Source organism: Peristeroidobacter agariperforans (assembly GCF_004138335.1).
GTDB classification, from domain to species: domain Bacteria; phylum Pseudomonadota; class Gammaproteobacteria; order Steroidobacterales; family Steroidobacteraceae; genus Steroidobacter; species Steroidobacter agariperforans.
The window spans coordinates 1,665,820-1,682,150 of the sequence record NZ_RYFW01000002.1 but is presented as its reverse complement, the minus strand read 5'-3'; the positions used below and the strand labels follow the sequence as shown (position 1 = coordinate 1,682,150).

Here is a 16,331-nt window from a genome sequence, read left to right as displayed (position 1 = left end):
GTCATTCCAAAGAATCGACGTACTTCAGGCCCTTTTCCGCCAGGCGCTGACGCATGCTGTAGATATCGAGCCCCAGTTCGCCTGCCTTCAGCCGAGATCGCACGCCCGCTTCCTTCTTCTCACGGGCAGTTGACTGCTCCAGCACGGTCGCGGCCTTCTCGCGCGGCACGACGCAAACGCCGTCATCGTCCGCAACGATCACGTCACCGGGCTTGATCGCAGCGCCCGCGCAGACGACGGGAACGTTGACGCTGCCCAACGTTTCTTTCACCGTGCCTTGAGCGGAGACGTAGCGCGACCACACGGGGAAACCGATAGCCGTCAGATCTTTCACGTCGCGCACCCCGGCTTCGATGATCAGGCCGCGAACGCCGCGCGACATCAACGAGCACGCCAGCAGCTCGCCGAAATACCCTGCATCACAGGCAGAGGTTGGAGAAACGACCAGGATGTCGCCTTCCTGACATTGCTCCACCGCGACGTGGATCATCCAGTTATCGCCCGGCGGGATGCTCACCGTGACGGCCGATCCGGCGATGCGCGCGCCGGCATAAATCGGACGCATGTAAGGCGCCAGCAACCCGGTGCGGCCTTGCGCCTCGTGCACGGTCGCGACCCCGGATTCGGCCAGGCCGTCGATCACCCGACGCTCGGCCCGCTGAATGTTTCTGACGACCACTGACATTTCGGAATTCCTCCAACGCGTCATGCAGTGTGACGCTCGACGCCGCGCCCGGCCAATTCAATTTCGCGCGGGGCTATTAGGCGGCGCTATAGACAAAACCCGTCACCGCTCACTCTTGCGGCCGACGGCAAAAACTCAGGGCAAACACCGCCGCGCCCGCCACTGCGGCCACCGGCACCATGTATTGAACGACGCCGCTCGCACTGGTCCCGCCGCCCAACAGCACACCGGCCAATAGCGGGCCAATGATCGAACCGATGCGACCGACCGCGACGCTCGCGCCCGATCCGGTGCCGCGAACGGCCAGTGGGTAATAAGTGGCCGCGACCCCATAGAGCGCATAGTTCGCGCCGAGTAGGAAAAAACCAGCGGCGCCGCTGAGCGCCACGGTCATCGTCAATCCGGTCGAACGACTCAATGCGACCAGTGCGACGATCAAGCCAAGGTACGCGAACGTCATCGGCCAGCGTGTATCCATGCGATCCACCAGGTGGCCGAAGACGAGCGCACCGGCCACGCTCGCAAAGTTGAATGCCAGCGACGCTTGCGGGGCGACCGCGCGATCCAGGCCATTCGCAACGACCAGCGTCGGCAGCCAGTTCAGGATGAGATAGAGGATCAACAGCGTCGGCAGGAAGGCGAGCCATAGCAGCAATGTCGCCGGCAGGCGGCCATTTGCAAACAAGGCCGAACGGATATCGGTTCGCGGCGCTCCCGCGGCACTCTTCTGCAGCGTCTCCGGCATCAGAAAATAAATGGTCGGCGCGAGCAGCAACGGCAGGATGCCGCCAATTTCGAACAGGATGCGCCAGTCGAAGCCCGAAGGGAGCAACTGAGTCAGCAGCGCCGAAGTGCCACCGCCCAGCGGCATGCCCGCGAACATCAGGGCAGCGGTCGAGGCTCGCTTCTCCGGCGCACTGACCTCGGCGGCCAGCGCCATCATGTTTGGCAACGCGGCGCCGAAGCCGAGGCCGGCGCAAAAGCGCACGACGAACAACGCTTCGAACGTTCCGACCAGCGATGTGAGCAAAGTGAACAGGCCAAAGGCGAGCACGGCGCCGATGAACACCGGCTTGCGACCCACGCGATCGGCGAGCCGGCCGCCCAGGCCGGCGCCGATGACCAGGCCGATGTTGCTGATCGAGAAGATCCAGCCCATTTGCTTCGGATCGAAGCCGAACTGCGGCGCAAGCTTGGGCGCGGCCACCCCCATGGCCTGGATGTCGAAGCCTTCGACCACGGCGACCAGAAAGCACAGCGCCACGGTGATCGCCACATTGGGCGTCTCAACCAGCGCGGTCCGCTCTTGAACCATGCCATCCCCCAAGCTGAGTCGTTACTACGATTCTGGGACTGCGATCGTCCCGCCGGCCAATTCAAATTGGCGCCCCAGTATTAGAGATTGCTATAGCCAACCCCACCGGCGCGTGCCACGATGCAGTCATGACGGTGCCCAATCTACGCCATCTGCAGGCCTTTCATGAAGTCATGACGAGCGGCAGCATCAGCGCAGCGTCGCTCCGGATGCATTTAACGCAATCCGCGCTCACTCAGGCGATCGCAGCGATCGAACGTTACTTCGATGCGCCCCTGTTCACACGCAGCCCGTATGGCATGCGTCCCACGCCAGCGGGAGTCGCTTGTGCCGAGCGCGTCGAGCGAGCGCTGAGACAATTGCGGGATGGCATTCAGGAACTGGCCGGCGCGGACATGAATGCCGCCCGGCGTGAGCAATTGTTCCGACGGATCAGCGCCCCGCAGCTGAGCTCGTTGATCAAGCTGGTGGAGTTTCGGAATTTCACTCATGCCGCGCGCGCCACGGGCGTTTCACAGCCGACCATGCATCGCGCGGCGCGCACTTTGGAGCGGCTGCTCGATGCGCAGCTGTTCGAAAAAACCAGCTACGGCGTTGTTCCCACCCGCGAAGCGGAAAAGCTGTCTCGCCGCGCGCATCTCGCGTTCGTGGAGATCGCTCAGGCACGCGCCGATATCGACGCGCTGCATGGACGTGAAACAGGCCGCACGGTCATCGGCTCCATGCCGCTGTCTCGCAGCTTTCTCGTTCCCAACGCACTCATTCGCTTTACACGCGAACATACCGAGCACGCCGTCTCCATCATGGAGGGCACTTACGAACATTTGCTCGGCGCGCTGCAGTCGGGTCAGGCTGATTTCCTGATCGGCGCCCTGCGTGACATCCGCGTGAGCGGCGGCATCGTGCAGGAACATTTGTTCGACGATCCGTTGTCGATCGTCGTCGGCGCCGGGCATCCACTGGCGAAGAAGCGCAAGCTGACCGCGACCGACCTGGCGAGTCATCCCTGGATCGCGCCGCGCGCCACCTCGCCGCTCAGAGCGCACTTCGAAGCCTTGTTTAAAGACATGGGCATCGAGCCGCCGCAGCGCTTTATCGAGTGCAACTCACTCGGGGCGGCGCGCGCCTTCCTGATGGGCGGCGACCACATGATGCTGTCATCGACCAATCAGGTTCACTATGAGCTGCAGGCGGGCATGCTGGTGTGCCTGCCGCACCCGGGCGGCAAGGTGCTGCGACGGATCGGACTGACGGTGCGGGAGGATTGGCGCCCGACGCAGGCGCAGGCGCGCTTGCTGACAATCGTGCGTGAAACGGCAAATCAGCTCAGTCGATAGATGGCGGAGCGGCCGGACGCCGCCCCGCCATCGCACCTGGTCAGAACCTGTAACCCACACCCAGCTCGTAATTGCGAGGCGCGGCGTAAAAACCGACCTGATACAAACTGGTGATGTACTTCTCGTCCGTGATGTTGCGAACGTTGGCGCGCACGTGCAGCTTGTCGGTGACATTCCAGCTCGCAAACGCATTCAACGTCGCATAGCTGTCCTGCCGGATGATCACGTTGGTGTATTCATCCAGCTTGGCGATATCGCTCTGCCATCGGCCGTTGATACCGAATGAAACCGCGGTGAAGCTCGGCAACTGCGCGCTCAGCGAGAGGTTGGCGGTCCGACGCGGCACCCACTCGTAGATGTCCTCGCCTTGTGCGCCTTCGAGCTGCAATGACGTGTAGCCGAAGACCAGATCGACGTGCTCGCTCAGACGACCGACCACTTCCAGCTCGATGCCCTTCGAGCTCACATCGACGCCTTCGTAGTAGTACTGGCCGCCGTCGCTCATACCGGCGAACGTCGCCAGGTCTTCCTGCTCGGCCTTGAACAACGCCACCGTCGCCAGCACCCGCTTCTCCAGCAACTCGGCCTTCACGCCAACTTCGTAGTTCAGGCCCTTCGATGCGACCAGATACTGGCCGGTGATGTCGTATTGATCCTGCGGCTGATAGATGTCGGAGTAGCTGCCGTAGAGCATCAGCTGATCGAGCACCTGATACGTGAGGCCGGCGTAGGGACTGATCTCGCTTTCGGTTTGATCGAACGCCACGCCGCCGCTCAAAGTGCCGTCGCGATGATATTCGGCGTAGTTGAAGCCGACGATGGCCTTCAGCTTGTCGGTGACGCTGAGGCGCGTGGCGCCAAAGCCGCGCTTGAGCGTTTGATCGGCGAAGCTATCCAGCTGCACCGGTCCCCAGACCGGCTCGTCAAAAGCATCGCCCGCATAAGGAAACGGCGGCAGCGCGCCCCAGCTCGGATCGTCCGGATCGGCGGTGTAGCTGACCTGCTGAGTGTGCTCGCTGTTGCCATAGCTCAGGCCCAGCATCGCTTCGTGCTCGCGACCGAACAGCTCGAACCGGCCGTTCACGGACGCTTCGACCAGGTGCGCTTCGTCCGCGGTCGGCCAGTGGCCGGGATTGCCCATCAGCCCCAGGCCCGTGTCGCGATCGATGCCCGTCTGGGTCCACGCGAAGAACAGACTGCTCACGTCTTCGTACTTGCGATAGTTGTAAGTCAGCTTGAAATCCCACGCTTCAGCCAGCTTGAAGGTATATTCGGCGAAGGCAGTCGTGTTCTCCGTATTCCAATACGTCCAGTCGAGCGCGGTCGTAGCGTTGCGAGGGAATTCGGCCTGCGTGCCGTCACTGTAGGCCAGCACCAGCGCGCCCCACATGTTGCCGTCGGTGTTGGCCTCCTGATAGGAGGCGCCGAGCGTCAGCGTGGAACGCTCGCCCAGCTGGCCGTCGATGACGCCGTAAACAAACGTTCGCTCGTTGCTGAGCAAGCGCAGGTACGAATCCTGCTCTTCGGCGGCGACCACGACCCGGCCGGCCCATTTGCCGTCGGCGGTGAACGGCGTCGAATAGTCGGCTTCGATGCGCCGCTGGTCCCAGGATCCAGCGCTGACATCGATACTGCCCTGAGCGACGTTCGTCGGACGTTTGCGAACGTAGTTGATCGTGCCGGCCGAGTTGCCGACGCCGGTGAGCAAGCCGTTCGCGCCGCGGATGACTTCCAACTTCTCATAACCGAACGAGTCCATCGCGCCGGTGACGATGCCCCAGTCATTCGGCAGGCCCACGCCGTCGACCTGCGTGTTCTTGATCTCGAAGCCGCGCGCCATGTAGTTGGTGCGGTTGGTTTCCCATTCTTCGACGTTGATGCCGGTGGCGAGGCGCAGGGCGTCGTTGATGTTGTCGGCGCCGAATTTGTCCATCTGCTCGCTGGTGACGACGCTGATGGACTGCGGCGTATCGGCAATGTCCAGGTCGAGGCCGACGGCACCCTTGCTGACGCGGTCGTCGCGCTTGGCGGTGATCAGCACCGTCTCGAGCGTTTGCCCCGAAAAGTCCTGCGCGTGTACGACGCCACTTGCAACAGCTATCGACAGCGCTACCGCCTTCCTCACTCGCATGTCACTCTCCCAGCTTTTGGAATTCTTTGGCTGGCTGGGTTCGAGTGAACCGCTTGCTGGCTCGGATCGGCTTAGTTTATCGCATCAGCGGCGCGCGACGAAGAATGCTCTCAACAGGGCGGCGCACTCGTCCGCCCGCACCCCGGATTCACATTCGAGACGATGGTTCAGCGCCGTGTGCTGCGTGATATTGAAGATGGACCCGGACGCACCGGCCCGCGGGTCGGTCGCGGCGTACACCAAACGCTTCACGCGAGCATGAACCATCGCGCCCGCACACATCGCGCAGGGCTCGAGCGTAACGTACAGCGTCGTATCCAACAGTCGATAGGTAGAAAGGCGCTGAGCCGCCGCCCGCATGGCGACGATCTCGGCGTGCGCCGTCGGATCGTTGGTGCTGATGGGACGATTCCAGCCTTCGCCGACGATCACGCCGTCTTTGACGACGACCGCCCCGACCGGCACTTCACCGGCCCGTTCAGCTTCACGCGCGAGCTCGATCGCTCGCGCCATGAACGAAGCATCGGCATCAGACGCCATCGAAGAATTCGACCACGCCCGTTTCGAGGGAATATTCGGCGCCGACCACCATCAGGCCTTCGTGCCGGATCAGATTTTCCAGCAGCGCCGAGCCGTGGCGTAAATGATCGACCGACGCCCGTACGTTCGAGCGCACGGCGTGGCCGACCAGCGTCTGCAGATCGTTCTTGAGCTCGGTGCGCATCAGGCCTTCGACGGAAGGACGCACGCGATCGACGATCGACCGCAGATTGAGGGACTGGTTTTCCGCGGGGCGTTGCAGCTCCTCGATGGTCGCAAGCACGGCGCCACATCGGGAATGACCGAGCACCACGACCAGACGTGTGTTGAAGCGCGAAGCGGCGAACTCGACGCTGCCGACCTGCGAGGGTGCAACGACGTTGCCGGCGACCCGAATCACGAACAGATCGCCGAGGCCCTGATCGAACACGATCTCGGCAGGCACACGTGCATCCGAGCAGCCCAGGATGATGGCAAACGGCGATTGTTCCTGCGTCAGCTCCACGCCGCGTGCGAGGTGTAGCTGCGTTTCACCGCTGCCGAGACTGGCCACGAAGCGACGGTTACCGTCGCGCAGGCGCTGCAGGGATTCTTGAGCCGAGATCATTCGTTGACGCCCTCCGGGGCAGCCGGTCCCCCGAGGGATTTCCCCGGCCGCGCTCCTTCAGTCACGCAGCCTTCGGGTAGGTCACCGGCTGAATTCGTTATTGGGTCGGCGATTGTAGCGCGTGCGCGCCGGGACTTCTTAGCTCAATCCGCGCTCGGTCATGCGAGGAAACAGCTTCTGCAGCACGTCGCGATAAATGCCTTCTAACAGCGTCGGCGAGGCAATTTGCTCGGTGACGCTGCGAAACGCGCTACCCTCCGACAGCACGGTCACGAACTCGACGCGCGCGGCCGCCTCTTCCTCGGAAAGCTCTGGATAATTGCCGCGGACCAGCTCTACCGCCTGCCCACGAAGGCGTCGGTCGGCTGCGCGCACGATTTCGGCGACGGCCGGATTGCGAGTCGCCTCCGCTGTGATTTCCAGCAGCAGGATGCGCTCGCACCGTTCCTCGTCGGAGGCATCCACATGACGGCGATTGGCAAAGCGGGCCGCGAAATCGATCTGTTTCTCGTCATCCACCATCCATTCCAGCCGCCGGGCGACGATGCCCTCGACGATGGCGTGGACGATGGCTTCCTTGCTGGGGAAGTAGCGATAGATTTGCCCGACACTCATCTGAGCCTCGGCCGCGATCTGCCCCATGCTGGCGCCGTGGAAGCCATGGCGGACCACGCAGACACGCGCCGCGGAAACAATTTGGTCGCGCCGGAGTTGGTCCCGCAACTCTTTGACCGGACGCTTCTTTTCCTTCGGCACAGACATGTTCACATTGTTTTCACAATTGCACCCTGGGCGTTTGCCTCCGGGCTCGGCATAATGGTTGAGAATGAACGTTCACACTCAAGTTCGATCGCAGATTAGTCCAATGTCTTTTAGCGTGTCCAGTCCGACGACTCCCTCCGCCGCCAAGCTTCGAGCTGGCCTTGCAATTTCCGTCGCGGCGCTCGCCCTGGCGCTCACCGGCTGTTCGCAAGACCCCGCTGCCGGGGCCGATCGCCCCGCCACCGAGGTCGGCTTCATCACCGTTCAGCCTCAGCCGCTGGTGCTGCAGTCGGAGCTCGCGGGCCGCACCACTCCTTATCTGGTGTCAGACGTGCGACCGCAGGTCTCCGGCATCGTCAAATTCCGGCGCTTCGAAGAAGGCACGCAGGTCAAGGCCGGCCAGGTGTTGTACGAAATCGATCCGGCGCCGTACGAAGCCACGGCCGCCGAAGCGAAGGCCGGACTCGCGAACGCCAAAGCCTCGGTCGAAGCCACTCGCTTGAAGGCGCAGCGCTACGACGAGCTGCTCGCCATCGAAGGCGTTTCACAACAGGAAGCCGACGATGCACGCATGGCATATCAGCAGGCGCTCGCCTCGGTCGCTCAGATGGAGGCGTCGCTCGCGAGTGCGCAGATCAATCTCGATTACACCAAGGTGCGCGCGCCGATCTCTGGCCGCATCGGCAAGTCGACTGTAACGCCCGGCGCGCTCGTGACCGCCAATCAGGAAACGGCGCTTGCCACGATTCGCACGCTCGATCCCATCTACGTGGACATGACTCAGTCGAGCGCCGAGCTGCTGAAGCTGCGCCGCCTGATCGGCGAGTCCGGCATGAAGTCCGGTCAGGCCAAGGTGCGCCTGAGGCTCGAAGACGGCTCGCAATACAAGCAGGCGGGCACGATCAAGTTCCAGGAAGTGGCGGTCGATGAATCCACCGGCTCGGTGACATTGCGCGCTCAGTTTCCGAATCCGGACGGGATGCTGCTGCCGGGCATGTATGTACGCGCGGTGCTCGATCAAGCGGTCAGCACCACTGCGATCCTCGCGCCTCAGCAAGGCATTACTCGCGATGTGAAAGGGAATGCGACCGCGCTGGTGCTCACCGCAGATAACAAAGTCGAGCAGCGCACGCTGGTCGCGGAACGCGCGATCGGCGATCGCTGGCTGATCAGCAACGGCCTGGCCGAGGGCGACCGCTTGATCGTCGAAGGCACCAGCAAGGTTCGCGTCGGCGACACCGTGAATCCCGTGAATGTGGGCTCGGGTACCAAAGCAGCGTCTGCCGAAGCCGCCTCCCCCACGTCCGGAGGCTGATCATGCTCGCCAAATTTTTCGTCGGGCGCCCCATCTTCGCGTGGGTGATCGCCATCGTCATCATGTTGGCGGGCACGGCGGCGATCACCACGTTGCCGGTCGCTCAGTATCCGGACGTCGCGCCGCCGACCGTCGCGATCAACGCGAGCTATATCGGCGCGGACGCGCAAACCGTCGAAAACAGCGTCACGCAGATCATCGAGCAACAACTCACCGGCATCGACGGCCTGTTGTATTTCTCCTCCTCGAGCAGCTCGAACGGCCAGTCCAGCATTCAAGTCACGTTCGAGCAAGGCACGAACCCCGACACGGCGCAGGTGCAGGTTCAGAACAAGGTGCAACAGGCGCTGCCGCGTCTGCCCTCCTCGGTACAGCAACAAGGCGTCAACGTCATCAAGTCGCAGAATGACTTTCTGATGATCGTGGCCGTCTCGGACCTGACCGATACCGCGCATGCCAGCGATCTCGCCGACTTCCTCGTCAGCAACATGCAGGATCCGATCGCTCGCGTGCACGGCGTCGGCGGCGTGCAGGTGTTCGGTGCGCAGTATGCGATGCGCATCTGGCTCGATCCGAAGAAGCTGCTTTCATACAACCTCATGCCCAGCGATGTGCGCGCGGCCATCGAATCGCAGAACGCGCAGGTGTCGGCGGGCAAGATCGGCGGCATGCCATCGGCGCCAGAGCAGCAGCTCAACGCGACGGTGACAGCGCAGTCGAAGCTGCAAACGCCCGATCAATTCCGCGCCATCATCGTGAAGCACGATCCGAGCGGCGCGACCGTGCGGCTCGGCGATGTCGCCCGCGTCGAGCTCGGCAGCGAAAGCTACGACGCCGTGCCTCGCGCGAACGGCCATCCAGCGTCCGGTCTCGCAGTAAAACTCGCCCCCGGCGCAAACGCGCTCACCACTGCAGAGGGTGTCCGCAAGGTCGTCGATGAATTGAAGTCTGCCTTGCCGCAGGGCTACGCAGTTTCGTTCCCTCGCGACAGCACGGCGTTCATCAAGATCTCCATCGAGGAAGTGGTGAAGACGCTGGTGGAAGCCATCGTCCTGGTGGTCATCGTGATGTTCGTGTTCTTGCAGAACTGGCGCGCGACGTTGATTCCCGCAATCGCCGTGCCGGTCGTGCTCCTCGGCACGTTCGGCGTGCTGCAGATGTTCGGTTATTCGATCAACACCCTGACGATGTTCGCGATGGTGCTCTCCATCGGTCTGTTGGTGGACGACGCCATCGTGGTGGTGGAAAACGTCGAGCGCATCATGCGCGAGGAAGGCCTCGGGCCGCGCGAGGCCACGCTGAAATCCATGGGCGAAATCACGCCGGCGTTGATCGGCATCGCCACCGTGCTGTCGGCGGTATTCCTGCCGATGGCGTTCTTCAGCGGCTCGACCGGCGTCATCTATCGGCAGTTCTCGATCACGATCGTGTCGTCGATGCTGCTCTCCGTCGTCGTTGCCCTGATCCTCACTCCGGCGCTGTGCGCGCAGATCCTCAAGCCGCATCACGGTGAGCCGCAGCATCGTGGCTTCTTCGGCTGGTTCAACCGCACCTTCGATCGCGCGGTCAATCGCTACGAGCACAGCGTCGTCACAGTGCTCAAGCGTCCGCTGCAAGGCATGCTGGTCTTCGGCGCGATCACACTGGTGATGGCGCTGCTGTTGCTGCGCCTGCCGACCGGCTTCCTGCCTACCGAAGACCAGGGCCAGGTGATGGTGCAGTTCACGTTGCCCGCCGGCGCCTCGGTCAGCCGCACGCTCGAAGTGGCCAAGCGGATCGAGAAACATTTCCTCGAGACCGAGAAAGACAACGTCAACACGATGTTCACGGTGTCGGGCTTCAACTTCAGCGGCAGCGGCCAGAACGCCGGCATGGCGTTCGTGAACCTGAAGAACTGGAAGGAGCGCAAGGGAGTGAAGAACCGTGCGGACATGATCGCGCAGCGCGCGACCATGGCGCTCTCTTCGGTGCGCGATGCCCAGATCTTCTCGCTCAATCCTCCGTCGATAGCCGGCCTCGGCCAGTCGGGCGGCTTCGAGTTCCAGTTGCAGGCCAACGCGGGCGTCAGTCGCGAAACGCTGAGGCAGATGCGCGATCAGCTCATGGGTCTCGCGCACGCGGACGCAACGCTGAGCGCGGTTCGCCTCGGCAGCTTGCCGGACACGCCGCAGTTGCATATCGATGTCGATCAAGCGAAGGCCAGCTCGCTTGGCTTGTCGCTCGCCGACATCAATACATCGCTGAGCGCCGCCTGGGCCGGTGTGTATGTGAATGACTTCATCGATCGTGCTCGCGTCAAGCGCGTTTATATGCAAGCCGATGCGCCATTCCGCTCGTCGCCGGAAGATCTGGCGCAGTGGTACGTGCGCAGCGAAACCGGCACGATGACGCCCTTCTCCGCGTTCGCGACCACCAACTGGACCTACGGTCCCGAGAATCTGGCCCGCTACAACGGCCTGGCTTCCTATTCGATCCAGGGCCAGGCCGCCCAGGGCGTCAGCTCGGGCACCGCGATGGACAAGATGGAAGAACTGGTGGGCCGGCTGCCGCCCGGCGCGGGCTTCGACTGGAGCGGCTTGTCGTATCAGGAACGTCTGGCCGGCGGCCAGAAGGTTCTGCTGTACAGCATCTCCATCCTGGTCGTGTTCCTGTGTCTCGCGGCGTTGTATGAAAGCTGGTCGGTGCCGCTGTCGGTGATGCTCGTGATCCCGCTCGGCGTCATCGGCGCCGTGCTCGGCGCGACCCTGCGTGGCTTGGAGAACGATGTGTATTTCCAGGTCGCGCTGCTGACGACCATCGGCTTGTCCGCGAAGAACGCGATTCTGATCGTGGAGTTTGCCGAAGCGGCGTACTTGCGAGGCGCGGACCTGATGGATGCGGCCATCGAAGCTGCGCGCTTGCGCCTGCGCCCGATCATCATGACTTCGCTGGCGTTCGTCGCGGGCGTGATGCCGCTCGCCGTCTCGACCGGCGCAGGCGCGAACAGCCGCATTTCGATCGGCACCGGCGTAGTCGGCGGCACGTTGACCGCGACGGTACTCGCCATCTTCCTGGTGCCCTTGTTCTTCGTTCTGGTCCGCAAGCTGTTCAAGGATCGCCCGGTCACCGCACCGGCGCCCGAAGGCGGCGTGCAGAGCGAAGGAGCTCAACATGCGTAAGCACGCTCTCACTCTCGCTGCCACAATCTCGCTTGTGTTGACTGGCTGCACGATGGCGCCGCGCTACGAGCGCCCGGTCGCTCCTGTGCCGGATGCCTGGCCCAGCGGCGCTGCCTACGATCCCGCGCAGGCCGGCGAGAAGACGGCGGCGGATCTGCCGTGGCGCGAGTTCATTCGAGATCAGAAGTTACAGAAAGTCATCGAGCAGGCGCTCGCGAACAACCGCGACCTGCGCAGCGCCCTGGCAAATATCCAGTCAGCCCGTGCGCAGTATCGGATTCAGCGCTCCGATCTGTTGCCGAAATTCGATGGCGAGCTCAGTGCGACTCGACAGAAGAGCTTGAATACATTCGGTGGCATCGGCGGCGCGAACGGCGGCCGTGCCATCGAAAACGAGTTCTATACTGCCAGCGTCGGCTTGAGCGCGTTCGAGATCGATTTGTTCGGTCGCGTGCGCAGCTTGTCCAACGCCGCTCTGCAATCCTATCTCGCCACCGCCGAAGCGGGCCGCGCGACGCGCATCAGCTTGATCGCGGAAACGACGAGCGCTTACCTCACGTTGGCAGCCGATAACAGCCGGTACGAACTGGCTCGCCGGACTGTCGAAAGCGCACAACGCACGATGGAAGTGACGCGCAAGCGCCTCGAAGCCGGTGTGTCGTCGCGGCTCGACGTGCGACAGGCAGAGACGGTGTATCAACAGGCCCGCGTGGATCTGGCTAGCACGACGGCTCTCATCGCACAGGATCGAAATGCGCTGGAGTTACTTACCGGCGGTCGCATTCCCGATGAGCTGCTGCCGGCCGAGCTGCCTGAGAATCATGACTGGTTGTCGGAGGTGCCCGCGGGCTTATCGTCGTCGGTGCTGCTGGCGCGGCCCGACGTTTTACAAGCGGAGCATCAACTGCAGTCTGCCAATGCAAACATCGGTGCGGCTCGCGCGGCGTTCTTCCCCCGCTTGTCGCTGACAGCAAGCAAGGGTCTTGCGAGCCCGGAGCTGTCGGATCTGTTCAGCGACGGCACGTCGGTCTGGTCGGTCGCGCCGAATCTGGTGCTGCCCATTTTCCAAGGCGGCGCGAACGTCGCGAATCTGTCGTACGCGAAGGCGCAGCGAGACTTGTATGTATCGCAGTATGAGCTCGCGATTCAGACGGCTTTCAAGGAAGTGGCCGACGCCCTCGCCATTCGTGGCACGATCCAGGATCAGCTAAGTGCCCAACGCGCATTGGTCGATGCGGCGGCTGATAGTTATCAGCTGGCGGAAGCGCGTTACAGCAAGGGCGTGGATACGTTCCTCAATGCTCTGGATGCTCAGCGGACGTTGTACAACGCGGAGAAGTCGCTGGTATCGGCTCGCCTTACTGCCAGCGACAACGTCGTGACGCTATATCGCGTGCTGGGTGGAGGGCTCGCGGGCGAGGAGTAAGCCTGCGCTCACTCCTCTTCCGGTTGCGGCGGCAGCCCCAGCATTTTCCAGCTGATCTTGCAAAGCTTCTGGTCCTCCGGCTTTCCGCTCTGCCCGGGCAGCGCGTCGCAGCCGGTCACTTTCAGGATGCCGCCCTTTTGAATGCGCTTGGTTTGCGCCTTGCAGTCCTTGCAGGGAATGATCGCTGACCCGGTGATGTCCGCCATTGGAGAGCTCCGTCAGGGTGTGGACATGTTCGCTTCGAGTCGGGAGCACACGTACTCTTCGTGGATCTCCAACAGCCGCTCGCGAGTGGAATTGCCACCGAGCTTACCGTCCTGCATGGCACCGCCGGGGTCAGCAGTCAGTAGCGCTGCGTAGCGCGCATCCTGCTTGCGCTTGCTGTCGGATCTGGCCTGCGCGTCCGTGAGCTTATCGGCTTCGGCATCAGCCGCGACCAACGCAGCAAGCGCCGAAGCATTCGCTTCCGCAGCGTCGCCCTCGACGACACTCATGAGCAGACCGAGACGCGCAGCATCCTCCCAGATTGGCTTGCGATCAGCCTGGCGCACGCCGCTGTAGCAAGTCAGAGCGGATCGTGTCATCTCCGTCTGCCGCGCAACGGAGCGATTGAAGTCGCCGAAGAGATCGGCTGCCGATGCATTCCCGCAGCTCAGCGATTCCTGGCCATTCTTTGCGGCTCTCGCCAACTCGACCGCCGCGACGCCGGCGGCAAACGATTGGCAGATGCCTAAGCGCGTCCCATCGTTCGGCGCCACCTGCGCGCTCGTATCGAGAGCGGCCAGCAACTGCGGATACACGTAATGCCCGTCTGTGCCTTTGTGCAATTCGGGCAGGACGGACAGCTCCTTTCTTCGGAAACCCAGCAAAAAGCCGTTCGGAACCCCGCTGGGCGAGAACCCTACCTTCAAGCCGGTGGTCGTAGATGTGCCAAAGAAGGCGACCGCTCTGCGCTTTCTATTGGCTTTTGAGGCAAGGTCTGCAGGGGCCGGCGTTGGCTGCCCCACAACGTCGCGACTTTCGGTCGTGAAGAGTGCGGGTTGGACCTTCTGGCGAGACTCGCCGCTTTTTCCATCCCCCTCCTCTTGCCCCTCAATTTTCCCCGCAGTGATCATCTGTGCCGCATCACCCGTCGCATAGATCTGCCGCACCTTGGTGTTCAGCAAACCACCATCTGTCTCGATCCGAGCGACGACCGGCGGCAACGTGCCATCATCATTCAATGGCGCGAAGAATCCCTCGACGCGGTCGTACGCGATCGACGCTCCGGCGGGCGCTGAGTCGACATCGACGATGGAGAGCGAGGTCTTAGTAACGAAGTAGGCCGAGGTCGAACAGCCCGACATGATCGCGCCACAGACGCACAGGCACATCCTCGGGGATAGATGAAACATACTGAGTTCCTTGCTCCGTGTTCGAAACAGTCCCGTCGGCGCTCAGGCAGGCAGCGGCAGCTATCCTCGGCGCTTCGCTGACGACCGTGAAACCTTCGCGGTTGTATCCAAGTGCAAGCGACGAACCGAGCGGCGTGCGAAACAGCGATACGCCGATCGCGCTGCTGGAGATCGTTCTGGCGCCGTCCGCCGACGTGCCCGCCGGCAGCGTCACCTTGTTCAATCCGATCATCACGACCGAGCCATCCGGCTTCACATACGTGTAGACGCACGCGCTCAGCAGGGGCAGCAGTGCAATGGCAAGACAGGCGCGCACAGCAGCCCCAACTGCGCGACCGGCACAAACGTGTTTGCGACCAGCTACCAAGCGAGCGCTGCCTTGCGGCTGACGTTCTGATACTTCACGCCGCCGCCTTCAGGAAAGCTTGCCAGCATGATCATGCGGCGATCCTTGCTCGCATCGAAGGAAACGTGCACCCAGATCGACTGCTTGCCGCCTTCGTAGATGAGCTGATCGAACGGCAGCTTCAGCTCGATTACGCGCTTGAATAATTTCTTGGCTGACATGTTGAAACACACGAGGTCGGCGGCGCGCCCCTCCATGTGCTGACTCGTTTCGGACCCACCGATGGCGCGATTCAACCGCGGCGAGCGATAACCGGAACTGACAGTCAGAGGGTGACCGACGGCGCTGCGCAGGGGCTGGAGAATATTGCTGCACAGTTCGCGCAGAGCGGCGATTTCCTGTGGACCAGGGCGGTTGTTGATTCCGTCGCGCGCGGCAGTCTGAGAGAACGTCAGTTCTTCGAGCGAAAAATGCTCCGAAATCTTCGTAGGCATCCGAGCACCTCGTTTGTTCTTATGCGCGCCCTGCAGATCCGGACCCGGCAGCGTCCCGCCCGCGAGCAATCCTGCATGCGGCGTGCACCGAGTGCAAGTGTTACAAACATTGATCCAGCGACGGACGTGTTATGCGGAGAACTGTAAAGAAACTCGTCACCCCGAGTAACGTTTGTTTCTTCAGCGCGGGTGTCAGCTCACCTCACCGCGAGCGATAACGTCGTGACGGGGTATCTCGCGTTGCCCGGTGGGCTCCCCGGCGAGGAGCCCGCCACCAGGCCTGCGACCGGCGTCTCCTTGTAGTTGCCAACCGGCGCACGCGATGCCATCGCAACGGGGACTGACATTTGATTCGGGCTCCAGGCGTAGATCGCCCCGCCGGGCGTGCTGTAGAACGCCCGATAGCAACGGATGTGACGATTGTTGTACGCCCCCCGCACGTCCTCTTTGGACAGCCCCGGCGAACCGCCATGGGGATGGGTGTGCCACTCGCCGAGCACCTTGGCCGGTCTCGGCATCGAGCGGAGCGCCTCAGCGCTGTCCACCACGCATTTCGCAGCGTGGCACGGCCGACTGCGAGTCACGGCGCTGGCGAGGACACCGTCGTGCAGGTAGACGAAGCCGAAGTATTCAAGATTCGCCGACTTCGGTCCGTAGATGGCGAATTGCTCCAGCACGTGGGCCTCGACCTCTTTGCGCAAGCATTCGGACTCATCGCTCTGCGCACCGCTGCGTGGCGCGACCGCGATCAGCACAACTGCGAGGAACACACGATAGGCGACGTTCATGGCGCCCTTGTGCCGCGCGAGGCGCCCGTGAAT

At 62.7% G+C, this 16,331-nt stretch carries 15 protein-coding genes; 4 read left to right on the top strand and 11 right to left on the bottom strand.

Translation table 11 applies throughout. The annotated features are described in order from the left end of the window. Position 1: 1 nt before the first annotated feature. Positions 2-685, bottom strand: a complete 684-nt coding sequence (locus EK373_RS21030) for a 4-carboxy-4-hydroxy-2-oxoadipate aldolase/oxaloacetate decarboxylase (RefSeq protein WP_129645647.1) — start codon at positions 683-685, stop codon at positions 2-4. Positions 686-794: 109 nt separating this feature from the next. Continuing rightward, positions 795-2,000 (bottom strand): 3-(3-hydroxy-phenyl)propionate transporter MhpT, encoded by a 1,206-nt coding sequence (gene mhpT / locus EK373_RS21025; protein WP_129645646.1) that lies wholly within the window; start codon positions 1,998-2,000, stop codon positions 795-797. 128 nt (positions 2,001-2,128) lie between these two features. Between mhpT and EK373_RS21020 the strand changes: the two genes are divergently transcribed. Beyond that, on the top strand, positions 2,129-3,337 hold the full coding sequence (locus EK373_RS21020; RefSeq protein WP_129645645.1) for a LysR family transcriptional regulator: 1,209 nt from the start codon (positions 2,129-2,131) through the stop codon (positions 3,335-3,337). 40 nt (positions 3,338-3,377) lie between these two features. Here EK373_RS21020 and EK373_RS21015 read toward each other — a convergent pair whose 3' ends face one another. The 4 genes from EK373_RS21015 to EK373_RS21000 form a co-directional block, all read right to left on the bottom strand. After that, entirely contained in the window at positions 3,378-5,468 is a 2,091-nt protein-coding gene (locus EK373_RS21015; RefSeq protein ID WP_129645644.1) for a TonB-dependent siderophore receptor, read from the bottom strand. An 84-nt stretch (positions 5,469-5,552) separates the two neighbouring features. Further along, positions 5,553-6,008, bottom strand: coding sequence for a tRNA adenosine(34) deaminase TadA (tadA, locus tag EK373_RS21010; protein WP_129645643.1), 456 nt, complete (start codon positions 6,006-6,008; stop codon positions 5,553-5,555). Next, positions 5,998-6,615, bottom strand: a complete 618-nt coding sequence (locus EK373_RS21005) for a carbonic anhydrase (protein ID WP_129645642.1) — start codon at positions 6,613-6,615, stop codon at positions 5,998-6,000. The genes tadA and EK373_RS21005 overlap by 11 nt, the downstream gene beginning before the upstream one ends. A gap of 138 nt (positions 6,616-6,753) precedes the next feature. Continuing rightward, positions 6,754-7,377 (bottom strand): TetR/AcrR family transcriptional regulator, encoded by a 624-nt coding sequence (locus tag EK373_RS21000; RefSeq protein ID WP_129645641.1) that lies wholly within the window; start codon positions 7,375-7,377, stop codon positions 6,754-6,756. A gap of 103 nt (positions 7,378-7,480) precedes the next feature. Here EK373_RS21000 and EK373_RS20995 point away from each other — a divergent pair, with 103 nt between their 5' ends. From EK373_RS20995 to EK373_RS20985, 3 genes are read left to right on the top strand one after another with little or no spacing between them, the layout of a single operon-like run. Beyond that, entirely contained in the window at positions 7,481-8,692 is a 1,212-nt protein-coding gene (locus EK373_RS20995; protein WP_129645640.1) for an efflux RND transporter periplasmic adaptor subunit, read from the top strand. Positions 8,693-8,694: 2 nt separating this feature from the next. Continuing rightward, positions 8,695-11,850 carry an efflux RND transporter permease subunit gene (locus EK373_RS20990; RefSeq protein ID WP_129645639.1) on the top strand — a complete coding sequence of 1,052 codons (3,156 nt, stop codon included), beginning with the start codon at positions 8,695-8,697 and terminating at the stop codon, positions 11,848-11,850. Next, a complete protein-coding gene (locus tag EK373_RS20985) occupies positions 11,843-13,276 on the top strand; it encodes an efflux transporter outer membrane subunit (protein ID WP_129645638.1) in 1,434 nt (477 codons plus the stop codon). The genes EK373_RS20990 and EK373_RS20985 overlap by 8 nt, the downstream gene beginning before the upstream one ends. 8 nt (positions 13,277-13,284) lie before the next feature. On the opposite strand, the gene EK373_RS20980 is transcribed toward EK373_RS20985, so the two are convergent. The 5 genes from EK373_RS20980 to EK373_RS33110 form a co-directional block, all read right to left on the bottom strand. Then, positions 13,285-13,482: a hypothetical protein gene (locus EK373_RS20980; RefSeq protein ID WP_129645637.1), complete on the bottom strand. Its 198-nt coding sequence runs from the start codon at positions 13,480-13,482 to the stop codon at positions 13,285-13,287. Between the two features lie 12 nt (positions 13,483-13,494). Further along, complete coding sequence (locus tag EK373_RS20975; RefSeq protein ID WP_129645636.1) at positions 13,495-14,622, bottom strand: hypothetical protein; 1,128 nt, start codon at positions 14,620-14,622, stop codon at positions 13,495-13,497. After that, entirely contained in the window at positions 14,585-14,986 is a 402-nt protein-coding gene (locus EK373_RS20970) for a hypothetical protein (protein WP_129645635.1), read from the bottom strand. Before EK373_RS20970 ends, EK373_RS20975 begins: the two co-directional genes overlap by 38 nt. Before the next feature lie 44 nt (positions 14,987-15,030). Further along, a complete protein-coding gene (locus tag EK373_RS20965) occupies positions 15,031-15,510 on the bottom strand; it encodes a D-Ala-D-Ala carboxypeptidase family metallohydrolase (protein ID WP_129645634.1) in 480 nt (159 codons plus the stop codon). A gap of 197 nt (positions 15,511-15,707) precedes the next feature. Continuing rightward, positions 15,708-16,298 (bottom strand): hypothetical protein, encoded by a 591-nt coding sequence (locus EK373_RS33110; RefSeq protein ID WP_157994466.1) that lies wholly within the window; start codon positions 16,296-16,298, stop codon positions 15,708-15,710. Positions 16,299-16,331 lie beyond the last annotated feature (33 nt).